Below are 16,710 nucleotides of genomic sequence, written 5' to 3'. Positions count from 1 at the left end.
TTCGAGTCGCCCCTAATACTTTCCCGCGTCTTCAAGCCTCCTCTCGCAAAAATACCCACTCCCTTGCTGTCGATTGCTCGGGGCTGAAGTAGTAGCCCTCACTGTCAAAGGCCTTCAGGCCCTCGGGGTCGGTGAGCCGATGTTTGATAATGTAGGCGCTCATCAGCCCTCGGGCTTTCTTGGCGTAGAAGCTGATAATTTTGTATTTGCCGTTTTTGCAGTCTTTAAACACTGGGGTAATAACGTCAGCGTTGAGCTTGCCGGGCTGAACGGCGGAGAAATATTCCTTTGAAGCCAGGTTGATCAGCACCGGGCCGGCTTCCTTCAACTGTTTGTTCAGGGCTTGGGTCAGACGGTCGCCCCAAAACTGGTAGAGGTTGTCGCCGCCAGTGTTTTGAAAGCGGGTGCCCATTTCCAACCGGTAGGGCTGGATCAGGTCGAGTGGCCGCAACAGACCATACAGGCCTGACAAGATCCGCAGGTGGTCTTGGGCAAAGGCGAAGTCGTCCTCGGTCAAGCTGTCGGCATCCAGGCCGGTGTAGACATCGCCGCGAAAGGCCAGGGCGGCAGGCTTGGCGTTGGTGGGCTTGAAGGGTGTTTTCCAGTTCATAAAGCGCTGGTGGTTCAGCTCACCCAATTTGCCGCTGATGCTCATCAGCGAGGAAATCTGCTCGGGGTTGAGCTGTTGCAGCTCGCCAATCAGTTGCCGGGATTGTTTGAGAAAATCCGGCTGGGTGTGCTGGTCGATGTGGGGCGGCGTGTCAAAATCGAGGGTTTTGGCGGGGGAGATAACAACTAGCATGGTTTTGATCGGTTCCTGATATCGGTCATGGGCGGGCGCGCAAACAGGCTCAGGCCTGAAGCATATCTTGCCACCAGTTCAGCGGCTCGCCGGTTTCGGCATGGTATACGTTGCCGTACATCCATTGGACGGGTTTGCCTGCGGTCATGCGGTTGATCAGTGCCTCGATGGCTTGAAAGCCCACGCCAAAGTGAATGCTGTACACCAGCGCCCGCTCGGTGAGAATGTCCTGGCTGCCGCCAAGTTTTTCCAGCTCGGCTGTGAGTTGGTTTTCCAGATCGGCATCGGGCTGCTTAAAAAAGACCCGCAGCGCCAGAATGCCGCTGCGCTGCACCAGCTCAAAACGTCCCCGGGAGTCAGGATTGATGCGCACAATGTCCTGCGCGGCGATACCCCGCACAAACAGGGGGGATTTGAGCAGGCGGTATTCGTTTTCACCCTCGGCAGGGGTGGCCAGGATTTGTTCGAAGATGGGTTGGCGATTTTCGGGGTGAATCCCGGCAAGCAATTCGACCCGGGTTTCCTGATCGGCGAAATCGGCGTTGGTCATACGAAAAAGGCCCTGAACAAAAGGCGCCTATGATACCGATTTTGATGGCGCTGGGTCACCGGCTACGCCGCCGACCCAGCGCAAAGGGGCTTAGCGATTGCCGCCGAGCAGGCCCGGCATACTGAAACTGATGGCACTGGCGGGGGCGCTGTACATCTCGTCCGGTCGCTCCTCCTCGCCGATGGACACCAGCTGCAGGCCTTGGGCCTGCAGCAGGCCGCGGTGGCTGTGGTTGCGATAGATGTTGTCGAGGGCCAGGAGGCGGGCGCCCTGCTCATTGTTCATGGCGTTGGCGAAGCGGCGGAAGAATTGCGCCATGGCCTCGCCGGCCTTTACCACTGCGGGGTCGTTGGTCAACACCACGGAATAGTCCTGGCGACCGTCATTGATCACAAACACTTCGCCGTCGATGCCGGCAATTTCCCGGGTTTCACCGGTGCCGGTGATCGTGACGTCGCCCTGCTGGGGGATGCGGTCCTGGTCGGGTTTGTTGCGCATGGCGCTGAGAACGGCGCCCATCTGGTCCACATCCATGACCATTTGCCGGTCACCCTGATTGATGACCGCCACCGCCCGGTCGCCGCTGATCAGGGAGTAGCCGCCGCGGCTGGTATCGAGGCGAATGTGGTTGGCGTCCCGGTAGCTCAACACCACCGTGTCTTTGCCCATGGTATAACGGGCGACAATATCGGCGCTGGCGGCGTTGGCCAGCAGCCCCATCAAAATCGTTATCGTAAGTTTGCGCATGTCGTGCTCCTGACTTTGGCACCGAGAGCGAGTGCTCCGCCGCACTTAGCTGGCTATAATGTGCCGCTTAATTCTAATCATCTGCAAACCATGAAGAGCCTGGACATCATAGACCGCTTCACTGAGGGGCTTGGACGCGCGCTGGCCTGGTTAATTCCCGCAATGATGATTATTACCGCTCTTGTGGTGGTATTGCGCTATGGCTTCCAAACCGGTGCTACCGGTTTGCAGGAATCGGTAACCTATCTTCACGCCGCGGTGTTTATGCTGGGTGCGGGCTACACCCTGCGCCACGACGGTCACGTTCGGGTCGACATTCTCTACCGGAATTTTTCTCCCCGCAATCGGGCGTGGGTGAATTCGCTGGGCACAATCGTGTTTTTATTCCCGCTTTGTGGACTGGTCTTGCTGGGGAGCTGGGAGTTTGCCGCCCAGTCCTGGGCTATTCGGGAGCGGTCGGTGGAACCGGGCGGCCTGCCCTTTGTGTACGCGCTCAAGTTTTTGCTGCCGGGCATGGCGATTTTGCTCACCCTGCAGGGTGCGGTTGAGTTGGTAAAAAATGCCCGGATTCTGCTGTGTGGCGACGCGCCAGAGGCTGACGAGGACAACCACCATGCTGGTTGAGGCCATGCCCCTGCTGATGTTTGCCACCATCTGCCTGGTGCTGTTACTCGGCTATCCGGTGGCCTTCAGCCTGGCCGGTACCGCCATGATCTTCGCCGGGATCGGCATTGCAATGGGCCAGTTTGATCCCAGCTTTCTCGCCGCCCTGCCCAGTCGCCTGTTTGGCATCGTCAGCAACACCACCCTTATCGCCGTGCCGCTGTTTGTGTTGATGGGGGTGCTGCTCGAAAAGAGCCGGCTGGCGGAGCAGTTGCTGGGCAATATGGCGGCTTTGTTCGGTCGGCGCCCGGGTGGGCTGGGCTTTTCGGTCATTCTGGTGGGCATGCTGTTGGCCGCCAGCACCGGTATTGTCGGTGCCACGGTGGTGACCATGGGACTGCTGTCATTGCCCACCATGTTAAATCGGGGCTACGACCCGCGACTCGCCACCGGGGTGATCTGCGCCACCGGCACGCTGGGGCAAATTATTCCGCCTTCAATTGCCCTGGTGCTGCTGGGCGATACCCTGTCGAGTGCCTATCAGCAGGCCCAGCTGGATATGGGGGTGTTCAGCCCGGACACCCTGTCGGTGGGCGATTTGTTTATCGGCGCGCTGCTGCCCGGGCTCGGTCTGGTTGCCATGTATCTGGGCTATATGTTCTGGGTGTCCGTGCGCAGCCCCGACCGGGCGCCGGCGGCGCTGGATCTGAATCCGCCTCCGCTGTGGCGGGTATTGCAGGGCTTAATTCCCCCGGTACTGCTGATTTTTACCGTGCTCGGATCGATTCTGCTCGGTGCGGCTACCCCCACGGAAGCGGCGGGGGTGGGGGCCTTGGGCGCGGCGCTGCTGGCTGCCGCCAAGGGGCAGCTGGGCCTGCCCCGGCTTGGTGAGGTAGGCCGGGAAACCCTGAAAGTCACCTCGATGGTGTTTATGATCCTGGTCGGCGCGGCGGTGTTTTCGCTGGTATTTCGGGGTTTCGGCGGCGATGAGCTGATCGAGCATTTCTTTGCCGGCCTTCCGGGTGGAGTGATGTCGGCCACCATCGTGGTCATGCTGGTGATTTTCCTGCTTGGCTTCATTCTCGACTTTATCGAGATCACCTTTGTGGTGGTGCCGATTGTCGGCCCCATCCTGCTGGCAATGGGGGTGGACCCCATCTGGCTCGGCATCATGATCGCCATCAACCTGCAAACCTCCTTCCTGACCCCGCCCTTCGGTTTTGCCCTGTTCTACTTGCGGGGTGTCGCGCCGGCGTCGGTGCCCACCAGTGCCATGTACAGGGGCATTATTCCTTTTATTATCATGCAGTTGTTGATGTTGCTGGTGCTCGCCCAGTGGCCCCAGTTGGCCACCTGGTTGCCGGCGTGGGTAAAAGGCGGCTGAACCACCTGGTAACCGCTGGAAACAGTCTGTCGCCACTAAAGCGCATTCTACAAGTTAGTGCGCACTTTCTAGATTTTCCGGGGTAGTTTGCCCTTCTGGGGACCCATTTTGGTCATTGACATTACCCAGGGTGCCACGTTAACTAGGCCGCGGTTTTGAATGCCCTGATAAGGAATACGCTATGCGCGATATCGACGATACGCCCCTCCCTACTGGCGAGTTGGCCCTGCAAACCCTGGCGATGCCAGCGGACACCAATGCCAATGGCGATATTTTTGGTGGCTGGTTGATGTCCCAGATGGACCTCGCCGGCGGCATTACAGCCGGGCGCCGGGCCGGTGGCCGGGTGGCGACCGTCGCGGTAGAGGGGATGGCGTTTTTGACGCCGGTTAGCGTGGGCTCGGTGGTGAGTTGCTACACCGAAATCGTCGACGTGGGTCGCAGCTCGATTCGCATCCGCGTAGAGGTGTGGATCACGGACGATTATCACAACGATCCGGCCAAGGTCACCGAGGGTGATTTCGTGTTTGTGGCCATTGACGACAATGGCCGCACCCGCTCGGTCGACTGATTGTCGGGTCGGCCCCGTTAATATTCTTGAATACTGTCAGCGCTTGGGCGGGATCGCATAGGTCCCGCTGGCCTGGGCGACTGGCGCCTCCATGCCCTCCGAATACAGCAGCACATTTCCTATCGCCAAGGTGCGACCGCACTTCAGTAATTCGCAGCGGGCGATAATGTCCCGATCGGCCGCCGGTTTGCGCAAAAAATGGATATTCAGGTTGGTGGTTACCGCAAGGGGCTGCAGGCCGATTTCGCCGAGTACCGCTGCGTAGAGCGCCAGATCAGCCGCCGCCATCAGGGTGGGCCCAGAGACCGTTCCGCCGGGGCGCAACTCGGCGGGGCCGATTGGGTGACGGATGGTCGCGCTCATGGTGTCCAGAGACTCCACCCGGCAGCGAGTCTGGGGAAAGGCCTCGCCAAGAAAGTGGTTGAGGGAGTCGACCGTTACCGTTGTCATCACTTATAAATCCCGCGCTTCGCTGTAAGCCTGTTCAGAAATGCGATTGTAATTGCGCGCCCCGTCCAGAAAGGCGCTCCAGCTCCGGTAGACCTTCCCGGTAAAGGCATCACCTTCTGCCAACTCCTGCAAATAATCGTCCGATGCTGTGTGGAGTGCCTTTAATACCGCGTCGGGCAGGCGCCGAACCTGGACCTGGTGTTTGTTGATCAGCTCAACCAGGGCCGCGTTATTGCGGGCGGTGTATTCGTCCAGCATATCGGCATTGGCGTAGCGGGCGGCCACTTCAACCACCTTTTGCAGGTCCTCTGGCAGCGTTTCAAAGGCCTGCTTATTGATGATCAGCTCCAGGGTGGAGCCCGGCTCGTGCCAACCCGGGTAGTAATAATATCGGGTCACTTCGTGAAAGCCGAAGGCCAGATCATTGTAGGGCGCCACCCATTCGGTGGCATCAATTACCCCGGTTTGCAGCGAGGTATAGAGCTCGCCGCCAGGCAGCGTCACGGCGGCGCCGCCGAGCCGGGTCCAGACCTCGCCGCCGGAGCCCGGAATCCGCATTTTCAGGCCTTTGATATCGTCGACCGTAGTGATCTCCCGATTGAACCACCCGGCCATTTGTACCCCGGTATTGCCGGCGGCAAAGGGCACCAGATTAAAGGGGGCATAGGCCTCTCGCCACAGCGCCATACCGCCGCCGTGGTAAAGCCAGCCGTTCATTTCCTGGGCGGTCATGCCAAAGGGCACCCCGGTGAAGAAAATGGCCGAGGGCAGTTTGCCTTTCCAGTAATAGGCCGCGCCGTGGCCCGCTTGCACGCTGCCTGCCGAAACTGCATCGAACACGCCCATGGCGGGCACCAGTTCACCGGCGCCGTAGACCCGGATTTGCAGGCGCCCCTGGCTCATGGTGTTAACCACCTCGGCAAATTTCTCCGGCGCGGTGCCCAGTCCCGGAAAGTTTTTGGGCCAGGTGGTGACCAGCTTCCAGTGAAATACCTGTTGTTCGCCCTCACTCGCCGCCACGCTGTTTTCGGTGTAGTGGCGCCCACGCTCGGCAACAAACAGGTAGCTGACCGCCACCAGCGCGGCAACCAGGCTCAGGATGATCAGCGGGTAGACGTTTTTTTGTTGGCTCATTTACCAAGGCTCATTGTTTTATTCGGTTGTGCAAGTGCGGAGTGCTGAAGGGGAGACGCCCGCCCGTCCAGCGTTTGCCTGCTCCCGTCACAGCAGCTCCAGATTGGCATACTGCAGCACCAGCCATTTGCTGCCTTCGTCCTCAAAATTCACCTGCACCCGGGCGCTGGCACCCTGGCCCTCAAAACTTAAAATGACCCCGGCGCCGAAGATGCTGTGCAACACTCGCTGGCCCAGGGCAATTCCGTTGGCGGCCGCCTGCTGGCTGATGCTGGTTGAGGCAAAACTGCTGGGGCGAGTAACGGTGTTGTTCAGGCGAACTTCGTCGATCAGCTCGTTGGGAATTTCCTTGATAAAGCGCGACAGGCTGTTGAAGTTTTCCTGGCCGTGCAGCCGGCGGGATTCGGCGTAGGTCAAAAAAAGCTTTTGCTCGGCCCGGGTGATGCCCACGTAGGCCAAGCGGCGCTCCTCTTCCAGCCGGGTCGGGTCTTCCATCGACATTTTGTGGGGGAACAGGTTTTCTTCCACCCCGGCAATAAACACTACCGGGAATTCCAGGCCCTTGGCCGAGTGCAGGGTCATCAGCTGCACGCAGTCCTCGTGCTCGTCGGCCTGCTGTTCGCCGGCATCGAGGGCGGCGTCGTCCAGAAACTGGCGCAGAATATCGCCGTCCTCATCGTCGGCCTGGTAACTGCGGGCGGCGCTGACCAGCTCGTGCAGGTTGTCGACCCGGGCCTGACCCTTCTCGCCCTTTTCCTTTTGGTGAAACTCGATCAGCCCGGAGCGCTCGATCACATAGTCAACCTGACCGTCCAGCGGCATCTCCCGGCTCTGCTGGGCCATGTCTTCGACCAGCGACAAAAAGCTGCGCAGGGCGTTGCTGGCCCGCGCTGCCAGCAGGTCCTGCTGAATGATCGCCACGGCAGACTGCCACAGCGACAACTGATGCTGGCGGGCGTAATCCCGCAGGATTTCCACCGTGCGATTGCCAATGCCCCGGGTGGGTGTGTTGATGACCCGCTCCACGGCGGTGTCGTCATCGCGCAGGGCGATCAACCGCAGATAGGCCAGGGCGTTTTTGATCTCCAGCCGGTCGTAGAAACGCTGACCGCCGTAAATGCGGTAGGGCAGGCCCGCACGAATCAGAAATTCTTCCAATACCCGGGATTGGGCGTTGCTGCGATAGAGAATGCCAACATCGGCCCGCCGGTAATCGTCTTTCAGCAGCGACTCGATGCTGTCGACAATGTAGCGGGCTTCATCCTGCTCATTGAAACCCGCAAACAGCTTGATCTGCTCGCCGTCTTCGCCGCTGGTCCACAGCTCTTTGCCGAGCCGTTGACTGTTGTTTTTGATCACCGCGTTGGCGGCGTTGAGGATGGTGGCGGTGGAGCGGTAGTTTTGCTCCAGACGGATAATGCGGGTGTCGGCAAAGTCCTTGGAGAACTGTTGGATATTTTCGATGCGGGCGCCCCGCCAGCCGTAAATAGACTGATCGTCATCGCCCACCGCGGTAATGGCCATGCCCTTGCCCGCCAGCAGGCGCAGCCAGGCATACTGCACGGCGTTGGTATCCTGAAACTCGTCCACCAGCACATGCTTGAAGCGGCCCTGATAGTGGGCCAGCACGGCGGGGTTATCTCGCCACAACTCCAGCGCGCGCAGCAACAGTTCGGCAAAGTCCACCACTCCTTGCTGCTGGCAAATTTCCTCGTAGCGGCGATACACCTGCAGCATGGTCTTCACGTACAGATCGCCACCGTAATCGTCTATATGGGCGGCCCGGCGGCCCTCGTCTTTGTGGCCATTGATAAAGTACGCCGACTGCCGCGGTGGCCAGCGGCTGTCGTCCAGATTCAGTTCTTTGTGAATGCGTTTGAGCAGGCGAAGCTGATCGTCGCTGTCGAGAATCTGAAAATTACTGGGTAGTTTGGCCTCGCTGGCGTGGGCCTTGAGCAGCCGGTGAGCCAGGCCGTGAAAGGTGCCCACCCACATACCGCCGTGAAGGGGCTGGCCGAGCAGCTGCTCGATACGGCCCTTCATCTCCTTGGCTGCCTTGTTAGTAAAGGTCACCGCCAGAATGCTGTAGGGCGAGAGGTTCTCGATTGCGATCTTCCAGGCGATGCGGTGCACCAGCACCCGGGTTTTGCCGCTGCCGGCACCAGCCAATACCAGAGTGCCGGGGCTGTCTGCCGTCACTGCGTCGCGCTGGGCGTCGTTGAGCCCGTCTAAAATATAAGATACGTCCATGGCGCCGTATTCTAGCGGGTCTGGCCTCAGCTGACACGGCGCAATTTGGGGTGTGTGGCCAAAAGATCCAGGCCGGTGTTTGAGGGCGGCCTTTGCCTTCAGGCTTGCGGCCGACTATAGTCGGCATCATGGTGGACATTTTTTGCACATAAAAACGGCGTTAAAATATTAATTTTCCAATTAATTTAGAAGGTTATAGGGTTTTTTTGGTGGACATTTTTGGCGACATTTCGTGGCTTAAAAAATCGGTTTGTCGGGTTGAGACAGAGCGATTTGGGCCCTTTTTGTTCGAGCCCGGTGTGGCCCTTGATGCGGTCCATTTGCTGTACCAACGGGTAGAAGATGCCCAGCAGCGCTTCAAAAGTTCGCCTTTGGCCCAGGTTGCCAATGCTTTGGAAAAAGAGGTGGTGGTGTCCAGCGTTTTTGGCACCAACACTATCGAAGGGGGGGCTTTGGATGAAGCGCAGATTCAGTATGCCCTTGATCTGGACCCCGCCTTGATCGAAGAGGAGCAGCAGCGCCGGGTCGTCAATATCAAGGCGGCCTATGAACTGGCCAAGCAGGAGTGTAGCCAGGCCGACTGGCAGCCCACGCTGGCGTATATCTGCTCAGTGCATCACCTGATTACCGAGGGCTTGGTAGATGAAAATAACGTTCCGGGGCAGCTGCGGGATAACCCAAAGAGCAAGATAACGCGCGTCGGCGACGGTGAACACGGTGGGGTATACAAGCCGCCGCAGAATGGTCGGGATGTGGCGAAGCTGTTGGCAGCATTGATTGAATGGAATCAGTCGCTGGCCAGGCAGGGGGTGCCTGCGCTCATTCGGGCACCGCTATTTCACCTGTACTTTGAGTGGATACATCCCTTCTGGGATGGCAATGGTCGGGTGGGGCGGGTGCTGGAGGCCAGCATTTTGCTGGCGGCGGGTTTTCGCTATGCCCCCTTCGCCCAGGCCAATTACTACCTGAACCATATCCACCAGTATTTTGCCTTGTTTAACCATTGCCGTAAGCAGGGGGAAAACACCGCCTTCGTCGCTTTCTTTCTAGAAGGGATGCTCGAGAGCATCAACCGCCTGCACAATCGGGTGAATGCCCTGGTGGAGTTGCTGTTGTTCCGCAACCTGCTGCGCGACCGCCACGAATCGCGAGACATCAATCCCCGCCAATACGCCATCGCGGTTGAGTTGCTGAACCGGGGCGCGCCGGTGCCGCTGGACCAGTTTCGCGCCAGTCCCTGGTATAAAGTGCTGTACAACAGGCTGACCAGCAAGACGATGCAGCGGGATATGCGTCAGCTGCGTTCGCTGGGCCTGATTCACCTGGATGAAAAAGACCGGCTGTGGCCGGGGTGTATCGAACCGGATGCAGAGATCAAGCGGCCATAGCGGCTTCGCGCCGCTCTCGGCCGTGCCAGACTACAGCGCGTAATTCAGCCACAGCACCACCGTGTCATCGGGCGTCGGCGAAGACACGCCCCTCAGGTAGCCAAGTTTGTAGCCCAGTCCCAGCAGGCGGCCGCTGAGGGCGGGTCCCACCTGTTGCTGGCGCTCATTAAAGTCGCCCATGCGGTTGAGGGGGCCGTGGCTGATAAAGCTCTCCAGGGCAATCGAGTGATTGGCATCCAGGCGGTAACCCAGCGCGTAGCGTGAGCTGATCTGCCAGCCGGGCTGGGGGTTGTTATCAAATTGCTTGAAGGTGAGCAGCACGGCGGTGGCGCGCCAGCGATCAGCCAGCCGCCATTGGTTGGTCCAGTGCAGGCCAAGGTCCTTTGGCGCATCGCTGTCGCGGGTGACCAGGTCAAAGCGCAGGGCGCTGTCCCAGATGCCATTGGTTTTGCGGGTGTCCTGGAATTGCCATTGCAACTCCACCCGGGCCTGGTCAAAGTCCAGGTCGTCCTGGTTGTCCCGATACTGGGCGACCAGGCGCAGCCGGTATTGATCGTTGAAAGCGTGCTGATAGTGCAGTCGGTGGGCAAAGTTGTCGCTGCGGCCGTCTTCTCCGAGAGCGTTGGCGTAGCGATATTCCACGCTGCGGTCTGTCGGGTTAATGGCTGGGCCAAACACGCCGCCGGTGTTGCCCGCGTGGACGGGTGCCAGGGGAAAAATGATTGCGGCAAGTAGCGCGGCGCGGCGCCACAGTCGTGTTGTTTGCATGGTGTATTCCTTTTCCTGTTCGGTGTCAGTGGCCGCGTCCCAGGCGGTAACCGCAGCTTCTGACCGTCTCGATAAAGCTTTTGTTGTGATCTGGCTGATGGGGGGTGCCGCCGCCTCAGGGTCGACAATGCGTCGAAGTTGAAAACCTTACACTGCTGATCGTCGGCGTCAGCCTGCACGCGGCCCATTCTTTCGTCAATATCCCGCCGCGCGGTCGGCTGCGGAATTATCGTGCCGGGATGCCTCGTTACCCAGCGTGGCAGAATACCCGCGAATGAAAGGCAGTGCGGAGGTTGTCGACGCGTTGGCGACGCAAATGCTCTACAATCCAGCGTATTATCAGGGCCCGGTCGCAGCGCATGCCCGCGGGCAGAAGAAGATTTCTCGGCGCCAGATGCAGGGCTTCTGCCCGAGACAGGAGAGCAGCAGTGAAGCCACGCAATATCATTCGCGCCATTGAAAGTGCCCGGGAGGGCCTGCGCCGCAGCGAGCGGTTGGTGGCGGATTATATTCTGGCCAACCGCAGGGAAGTAATTCATATGCGCATCGTCGACCTGGCCCAGGAGGCCCACGTGAGTGAGCCGACCGTGGTGCGTTTTTGCCGGGCAGTGGGTTGCGATGGCTTTCAAAACTTCAAGCTCGCACTGGCGCAGCACATTGCCCACAGCCCCGAGTACGAGGCCTTTACCTTCACTGACGACGACAGCGCCCGCCAGTACACCTTTAAGGTGTTTGATGCGACCATGGAAGCGTTAAAAAAGGTGCGGGACAGTATCGAAGTAGACGCCATTGAAAAGGCGGTTGAGCTGCTTGCGAATGCGCGGCGGGTGGAGTTGTATGGTTTTGGCGCCTCGGCGGCGGTGGCCAGCGATGCCCAGCACAACCTGTTCCGTTTGCAGATCAGCGCCAGTGTCTATTCCGACCCCCATATGCAAGCGATGTCGGCCATGTCCCTGCACAGTGACGATGTGGTGGTCGCCATCTCCCAATCGGGCCGTACGCGCTCCCTGCTCGACGCCATTAAATTGGCTCGCCAGAGCGGCGCTGTGGTCATTGCCCTGGCGCCAAGCGGCAGCCCGGTGGCCGAGGCCAGCGATTTGCCGATCTACATCGATGTGGATCTGGAAGAAGGAAACTACACACCTCTGCCGTCGCGGCTGGCCCATATGACCGTGCTGGACATTCTGGCGGTGGGCATTTCTGCAAACAAAAAAGGGCTGCGTGAGCACTTGGCCACGATTGAAGCGGGCCTGCAGGCCCTGCGTCTGGAAGATAAAAATCCTTAGTTCTGTCGGTGGATTCCCATGATCAAGCGTTTATTCCTTGCGATCTTTTTTGCCGCCGTCGCGATTGTGGCGGTGGCGTTTGCCGCGTCGCTATTTTTGGACGGCTCGCCAAATCGGGCTCGCTACGATATCTATGTCGATGCCCAGAACCGGATTTTCATTAACGGTGAGCGCGGCACCGAAGATCGGGTCTACGACCTGGCTGGTGATATGACGGTGGATTTCAATCTGGAGCGTCACCCCGAGGCGACGTTGGGGTTCTGCTTCCGCTATCGGGGTTGCGACCGGGATTAAGGCGCGAGCTGTCAGGGTGGTGTCTGGCCTTTAAGACCGAAGCGCCGCCACTAACGCCGTGCGGCTGTGTACACCGAATTTCTTGTAGATGCGGCGTAGATGATTCTCAACGGTGAAGTACGACAGCGAGAGCTTGTCTGCAATTTCTTTGTTGCTGTGGCCTTGCAAAATTTCACATATCACCTGTTGCTCACGTTTGGTGGCGCAGGCCAGGGCGGCCTGCAGGCCATCCCCGGCGGACTCATGTTTGTCTCGCCGAAGGGCTTCCAGGGATTGGTCGAGGATGAAATCACGGCCGAATAGCATCCACTCTTCCATGCAGGCGATAGCGCTCTCGACGTTCATGTGTCGGCGCTGGGTCATCATTTGCAAACCGATGACCAGATGCAGATTGCTTGACAGCGAGTGAACCATACTGGCGGTTTCCTGGTAGCCGAAACCGCCTAGCCCCTTCCAGTAAACACTGTCACCGCGATGTTCGGCACCACTGGGGCGTGAAGGCCGCTCGCGCAATTTAACCGAGAAGCCATTCTGCTCTACGCCGGTACGGGGGATCTGCTGCAGAAAGGAATCATACTTATGCAGACGCTGGCGATAGGCCTGCATCGCCTCAGGCAAGGTATTTTGCTGGTGTAGAAAGAGGATATCGCCGCCGTCGCGCTTGTCGTACAAAAACAGGCTGATGCCGTCGGCTTTGCTGCGTTGCAGGGTTTTGCGGGCATAGGCCAGGCTGGCGATGTCAAAGCGATTATTGAGCATAGGCGATGTCGATAATTGGTGCTGAATCTGATTGTTTTTTGGACAGCGCAGTCATTGTGTTACACCTTTGCAGAAATATCAATCACCGGGAAATTGTCCTCCAAGCCAATGCAAATTGACGGATTTCCGTCTATTACCCCACCGCAGTGTCATTGCTAATGTCACTCAGCAGGTAGCTTGCCTGCCAAAAAAACAAAAATGAATTCGTGTGACAGAAGGCTGTGGCCCGCGTCGCAGCCCGTTGAGGACTTCAGATATGAAACCGTCTTTCCAGAAAAGTGCACTTGTCATCGCGGTCGCCAGTGCCGCAGCGCTCCCAAAGTTTGTTGATGCCGCCCCCGCATTGGAAGAGGTTGTGGTGACGGCTAACAAGCGGGCTGAGAATATTAATGATGTGGGATTATCCATTGCTGCTGTGACTGGCGAGCGAATGGCGGAACAAAAATTGACTTCGCTGGAGGAGATCTCCTCTGTAGTCCCCGGCTTGGTGTTCTCGTCGAGTACCTCGAACACGCCGATTTTTACATTGCGGGGTGTCGGATTTAACGAACAGACTCTGGGTGCCTACCCCGCCACCAGTCTGTACATTGATGAGGCGCCGATGCCCTTCCCGGTATTGGCTAGTCATGCGGCCTACGACCTGGAGCGGGTGGAAGTGCTCAAGGGGCCACAGGGCATTCTGTTTGGTCAGAACGCTACCGGCGGCGCGATCAACTTCATTGCCGCCAAACCCGGTGAAGAGTTTGAAGCCGGCGGTGATGTGGGTATTGGTAACTACGGTCGTCAGGAGTTCAATGGCTTTGTCAGTGGTCCGGTCAGCGAAACCGTGGGGGCAAGGTTTGCCTTCACCAGCCTGAGTGCGGATGAGTGGCAAAAAAGCGCCACCCGGGATGACGAAAATGGTGCGGAGGACTACAAGGCTGGCCGTTTGATTTTAGAGTTTGCGCCCACAGCATCGTCCACCTATTTGCTCAACATCAATGCCTGGCAAGACGACAGCGACCCTCAGGCTCAGCAGTATGTGGCTTTTAACCCGGCGATTAAACAGGATGCGGCAACCGGCAATCCACCGGCCAATGTCGCCAAAATCGCGGCCCAGCAGTTCAGCCGTGAAGACAATGAATCGGCCGATTGGGCGGACTACATTGATCCCTATTCCGACCGGGACTTCTTGCAAATTGTTGCCCGGGGCGACTGGGATCTCAACGACGAGCTCACTTTGACCGCGCTGACCACCTATCAGGATTTTGAGCAGGAACAGGCGACCGATGGTGATGGCCTCGCTCTTGTGCAGTTTGACCTGGCGCCGAGCTATGGCGAGATCGAAACCTGGATTTCCGAGGTACGACTGTCGTCTGTGAATGCCACGACCAAATGGGTGATTGGTGCGAACGTGGAGCAGAGTGAGACCAGTGAGGATCAGACCCTGCGCTATATCGATTCGACCAACTACACTGACCAGAACGCCTACATCAACTCCAGTGGCATCGCCCTGGAACAGGACATCAGCGCCTATGCGGTGTTTGGTAACGTAGACTTCAGCGTTAGCGATGCGATGACGTTGAAAGTGGGGGCACGCTACACCGACTCGACCATCGAGGTGGAAAGCTGCAACTACGCGGCCGCCAATATGCCCGGCGCCATCGATGCTGGTGATGGCTCCAATGTGGCGACCCTGTTCAATGCCCTCGGGAATATGCTGGGCACGGCGCCCTTTGATCCCATTGGCATCGGTGACTGCTATACCCTCAATGACAATCAGGTACCCGGTGATGCCTACCAAGATGAGCTGAGCGAGGACAATGTGTCCTGGCGCTTGGGTCTCGACTACGTCCTCGATAATGAGACGCTGGTTTACGCCAATATTTCGAAAGGTTTCAAATCCGGTAGTTATCCAGCACTGGCGGCCGCCAATTTCTTCCAGCTCGACCCGGTCACCCAGGAATCGGTACTGGCTTATGAGGCAGGTTTTAAAAGCTCGCTCATGGGCAACTCGGTCCAACTCAATGGCGCGGCTTTTCTCTACGACTATAAAGACAAACAGCTGCGCACCAAGGTTCTCGACCCGATCTTTGGCTTCCTTGATCGGCTGGAAAATGTGCCCGAGACGGAAATTTACGGTGTTGAGGCAGATATCACCGCCCAGCTTACCGAGCGCCTGAGAGTCTCCGCGGCCTTCACCTACCTGCAGTCAGAGGTGAAGAAATACCAGGGTGCCAGCTTCACCAGTGAAGCGGTGGTCGACAATGGCCAACTGGTGCTGGCAACCGGCGAGGAAGATTTCTCTGGCGACCCCATCCCGTTCACCCCCGAGCTGACCTACATGGTGGATGTTGAATACACGATCCCCCTCGATGGCGGCGACGAGTGGTTCGCCGGTGTCAATCTCAATGGCCAGACGGAGTCCGACGCCGCCTTTGGTGGCAGCCGCCTCACCTACACCCAGGCGCAACGGGATGCGGGTGCCAAGTCGATTACACCAAAGTTCAACGAAATGGACGCTTACAGCATTGTGAATGCCCGTCTTGGTTACCGCTCTGCCGATGGCCATTGGCGTGTAACCCTCTGGGGCAAGAATATTCTCGACGAATATTATGTGACCAACGTCATCGCCTCCTCCGATACCTCGGCACGTTTTGTCGGCCGTCCCAGGACCTTCGGTATCAGCGTGGGTTACACCTTCTAACGCCACTTTGCACGATCACCTTGATTGCGGTCCCGCACCCAATGGGGCCGCTTTTTTCACCACCAATACTTGAACAGTACAGGAGCGTTGTGATGCCTGAACTCACCACCGAGTACATGAGCGAAAACATTGAGCGATTGATCTCCAACCCTGATATCTACAAGTGGAATCAAAGCTTTTACTTCAATTTTTACGATCGCCACCAAAAGACAGGCGGCTTCTTTCGCATAGGTGTTCTGGAAAATGTCGGCGAGGTGAATTGCTTTGCCATTTTCTTCCGTGACGGCAAACCGTTATTCACCCGGGTGAATATGAACCTGCCCTACACCGAGCAACGCCTTGATCCGGGCATCACCGTGGCTGGCATTACCATGAAATCAACCCGATCCCAGCAGACTGCCATCGTCAAAGTCGACACCGATGACTTCAAAGCGGAGTTGGAGTGGGACCTGATTCACCCAATGGGAGACAGCATTGCGCTGAGCAAAAATGCCCAAGACGATGCCATTGCCCGGGAGCTGACTTATGTGCACCCGGAGGGCTTTTGCAAGGTGACGGGCGACATCCACCTTCGTACCGGTGAAGTGATCACTATTGATGACAAGGGCTTTCGCGATCTAAGCGTGGGGCCCCGTAACTGGACCGGCTTAATTCATTATCGCTTGGCCTGGCCGATTTTTGATAACGGGGTTGGCTGTGTGGCTGTGCACGGCATTACCACCGGTGGTGACAGCTACCAGAAAATCCTCCACGACGGTGAGCAATGGCTGACTCTGGAAAAGGTGGAGGAGCAAATCACCTATGAAGACGACGAAATTGGTTTCAAGCACGTGCATTGGAAGGTGTGGGACGAAAAAGGACGCTTGTGGGACTTTACCGGCAAACCCCTGTTCCGATGGATGTTCCCCTATGACTCCTTCATGTTTGTCGAGCAGATGATGGAATACACCCTGGCGGACGGCACCAAAGGCTACGGCATGGGCGAGGGCGGATTCAGCTTTCCCTGGCAGGGAAACGGAAATTGAGATTGGCGGCGGT

Annotated in this window: 16 protein-coding genes; 8 read left to right on the top strand and 8 right to left on the bottom strand. The window is 58.0% G+C overall.

Annotation, left to right across the window (positions count from 1 at the left end; all coding sequences use genetic code 11):
• Positions 1-31: 31 nt before the first annotated feature.
• From yaaA to NCG89_RS09000, 3 genes are all read right to left on the bottom strand, one after another.
• Positions 32-802, bottom strand: coding sequence for a peroxide stress protein YaaA (gene yaaA / locus NCG89_RS09010; RefSeq protein ID WP_251086196.1), 771 nt, complete (start codon positions 800-802; stop codon positions 32-34).
• A 49-nt stretch (positions 803-851) separates the two neighbouring features.
• Positions 852-1,352, bottom strand: coding sequence for a DUF4265 domain-containing protein (locus NCG89_RS09005; protein WP_251086195.1), 501 nt, complete (start codon positions 1,350-1,352; stop codon positions 852-854).
• Between the two features lie 90 nt (positions 1,353-1,442).
• Positions 1,443-2,099 carry a hypothetical protein gene (locus NCG89_RS09000; protein WP_251086194.1) on the bottom strand — a complete coding sequence of 219 codons (657 nt, stop codon included), beginning with the start codon at positions 2,097-2,099 and terminating at the stop codon, positions 1,443-1,445.
• A 60-nt stretch (positions 2,100-2,159) separates the two neighbouring features.
• On the opposite strand from NCG89_RS09000, the gene NCG89_RS08995 reads away from it, so the two are divergent.
• From NCG89_RS08995 to NCG89_RS08985, 3 genes are all read left to right on the top strand, one after another.
• On the top strand, positions 2,160-2,723 hold the full coding sequence (locus tag NCG89_RS08995) for a TRAP transporter small permease subunit (protein WP_251086193.1): 564 nt from the start codon (positions 2,160-2,162) through the stop codon (positions 2,721-2,723).
• A complete protein-coding gene (locus NCG89_RS08990; protein ID WP_251086192.1) occupies positions 2,713-4,086 on the top strand; it encodes a TRAP transporter large permease in 1,374 nt (457 codons plus the stop codon). The genes NCG89_RS08995 and NCG89_RS08990 overlap by 11 nt, the downstream gene beginning before the upstream one ends.
• A gap of 181 nt (positions 4,087-4,267) precedes the next feature.
• A complete protein-coding gene (locus NCG89_RS08985) occupies positions 4,268-4,657 on the top strand; it encodes an acyl-CoA thioesterase (protein ID WP_251086191.1) in 390 nt (129 codons plus the stop codon).
• Positions 4,658-4,693: 36 nt separating this feature from the next.
• Here NCG89_RS08985 and NCG89_RS08980 read toward each other — a convergent pair whose 3' ends face one another.
• The 3 genes from NCG89_RS08980 to uvrD form a co-directional block, all read right to left on the bottom strand.
• The gene (locus NCG89_RS08980) at positions 4,694-5,107 is read right to left on the bottom strand and encodes a PaaI family thioesterase (RefSeq protein WP_251086190.1); all 414 of its coding nucleotides are present in this window, start codon (positions 5,105-5,107) and stop codon (positions 4,694-4,696) included.
• Positions 5,108-5,110: 3 nt separating this feature from the next.
• On the bottom strand, positions 5,111-6,241 hold the full coding sequence (locus tag NCG89_RS08975; RefSeq protein ID WP_251086189.1) for a TRAP transporter substrate-binding protein: 1,131 nt from the start codon (positions 6,239-6,241) through the stop codon (positions 5,111-5,113).
• An 87-nt stretch (positions 6,242-6,328) separates the two neighbouring features.
• Entirely contained in the window at positions 6,329-8,491 is a 2,163-nt protein-coding gene (gene uvrD, locus NCG89_RS08970) for a DNA helicase II (protein WP_251086188.1), read from the bottom strand.
• A gap of 299 nt (positions 8,492-8,790) precedes the next feature.
• Here uvrD and NCG89_RS08965 point away from each other — a divergent pair, with 299 nt between their 5' ends.
• On the top strand, positions 8,791-9,879 hold the full coding sequence (locus NCG89_RS08965; RefSeq protein ID WP_251086187.1) for a Fic family protein: 1,089 nt from the start codon (positions 8,791-8,793) through the stop codon (positions 9,877-9,879).
• A gap of 30 nt (positions 9,880-9,909) precedes the next feature.
• Here NCG89_RS08965 and NCG89_RS08960 read toward each other — a convergent pair whose 3' ends face one another.
• Complete coding sequence (locus NCG89_RS08960; protein ID WP_251086186.1) at positions 9,910-10,647, bottom strand: hypothetical protein; 738 nt, start codon at positions 10,645-10,647, stop codon at positions 9,910-9,912.
• Between the two features lie 428 nt (positions 10,648-11,075).
• On the opposite strand from NCG89_RS08960, the gene NCG89_RS08955 reads away from it, so the two are divergent.
• Both NCG89_RS08955 and NCG89_RS08950 read left to right on the top strand, forming a co-directional pair.
• Entirely contained in the window at positions 11,076-11,933 is an 858-nt protein-coding gene (locus tag NCG89_RS08955; RefSeq protein ID WP_251086185.1) for an SIS domain-containing protein, read from the top strand.
• Positions 11,934-11,951: 18 nt separating this feature from the next.
• Positions 11,952-12,227: a hypothetical protein gene (locus NCG89_RS08950; RefSeq protein WP_251086184.1), complete on the top strand. Its 276-nt coding sequence runs from the start codon at positions 11,952-11,954 to the stop codon at positions 12,225-12,227.
• Positions 12,228-12,257: 30 nt separating this feature from the next.
• Here NCG89_RS08950 and NCG89_RS08945 read toward each other — a convergent pair whose 3' ends face one another.
• A complete protein-coding gene (locus NCG89_RS08945; RefSeq protein ID WP_251086183.1) occupies positions 12,258-12,986 on the bottom strand; it encodes a response regulator transcription factor in 729 nt (242 codons plus the stop codon).
• A gap of 256 nt (positions 12,987-13,242) precedes the next feature.
• Here NCG89_RS08945 and NCG89_RS08940 point away from each other — a divergent pair, with 256 nt between their 5' ends.
• Both NCG89_RS08940 and NCG89_RS08935 read left to right on the top strand, forming a co-directional pair.
• The gene (locus tag NCG89_RS08940) at positions 13,243-15,672 is read left to right on the top strand and encodes a TonB-dependent receptor (protein WP_251086182.1); all 2,430 of its coding nucleotides are present in this window, start codon (positions 13,243-13,245) and stop codon (positions 15,670-15,672) included.
• Positions 15,673-15,764: 92 nt separating this feature from the next.
• The gene (locus NCG89_RS08935) at positions 15,765-16,697 is read left to right on the top strand and encodes a DUF7064 domain-containing protein (RefSeq protein WP_251086181.1); all 933 of its coding nucleotides are present in this window, start codon (positions 15,765-15,767) and stop codon (positions 16,695-16,697) included.
• Positions 16,698-16,710: the final 13 nt, after the last annotated feature.

This window comes from Spongiibacter taiwanensis, assembly GCF_023702635.1.
GTDB lineage: Bacteria > Pseudomonadota > Gammaproteobacteria > Pseudomonadales > Spongiibacteraceae > Spongiibacter > Spongiibacter taiwanensis.
The sequence above is the reverse complement of the archived record's forward strand: the minus strand, read 5'-3'. Positions and strand labels throughout refer to the sequence as shown.

Bases quoted from the DNA above. Each gene is read 5' to 3' on its own strand.
- NCG89_RS08940 (WP_251086182.1), top strand. From the start codon at position 13,243: ATGAAACCGTCTTTCCAGAAAAGTGCACTTGTCATCGCGGTCGCCAGT.
- yaaA (WP_251086196.1), bottom strand. From the start codon at position 802: ATGCTAGTTGTTATCTCCCCCGCCAAAACCCTCGATTTTGACACGCCG.
- NCG89_RS08950 (WP_251086184.1), top strand. From the start codon at position 11,952: ATGATCAAGCGTTTATTCCTTGCGATCTTTTTTGCCGCCGTCGCGATT.
- NCG89_RS08985 (WP_251086191.1), top strand. From the start codon at position 4,268: ATGCGCGATATCGACGATACGCCCCTCCCTACTGGCGAGTTGGCCCTG.
- NCG89_RS08960 (WP_251086186.1), bottom strand. From the start codon at position 10,647: ATGCAAACAACACGACTGTGGCGCCGCGCCGCGCTACTTGCCGCAATC.
- NCG89_RS08990 (WP_251086192.1), top strand. From the start codon at position 2,713: ATGCTGGTTGAGGCCATGCCCCTGCTGATGTTTGCCACCATCTGCCTG.
- NCG89_RS09000 (WP_251086194.1), bottom strand. From the start codon at position 2,099: ATGCGCAAACTTACGATAACGATTTTGATGGGGCTGCTGGCCAACGCC.
- NCG89_RS08945 (WP_251086183.1), bottom strand. From the start codon at position 12,986: ATGCTCAATAATCGCTTTGACATCGCCAGCCTGGCCTATGCCCGCAAA.
- NCG89_RS08975 (WP_251086189.1), bottom strand. From the start codon at position 6,241: ATGAGCCAACAAAAAAACGTCTACCCGCTGATCATCCTGAGCCTGGTT.
- NCG89_RS09005 (WP_251086195.1), bottom strand. From the start codon at position 1,352: ATGACCAACGCCGATTTCGCCGATCAGGAAACCCGGGTCGAATTGCTT.
- uvrD (WP_251086188.1), bottom strand. From the start codon at position 8,491: ATGGACGTATCTTATATTTTAGACGGGCTCAACGACGCCCAGCGCGAC.
- NCG89_RS08935 (WP_251086181.1), top strand. From the start codon at position 15,765: ATGCCTGAACTCACCACCGAGTACATGAGCGAAAACATTGAGCGATTG.
- NCG89_RS08980 (WP_251086190.1), bottom strand. From the start codon at position 5,107: ATGACAACGGTAACGGTCGACTCCCTCAACCACTTTCTTGGCGAGGCC.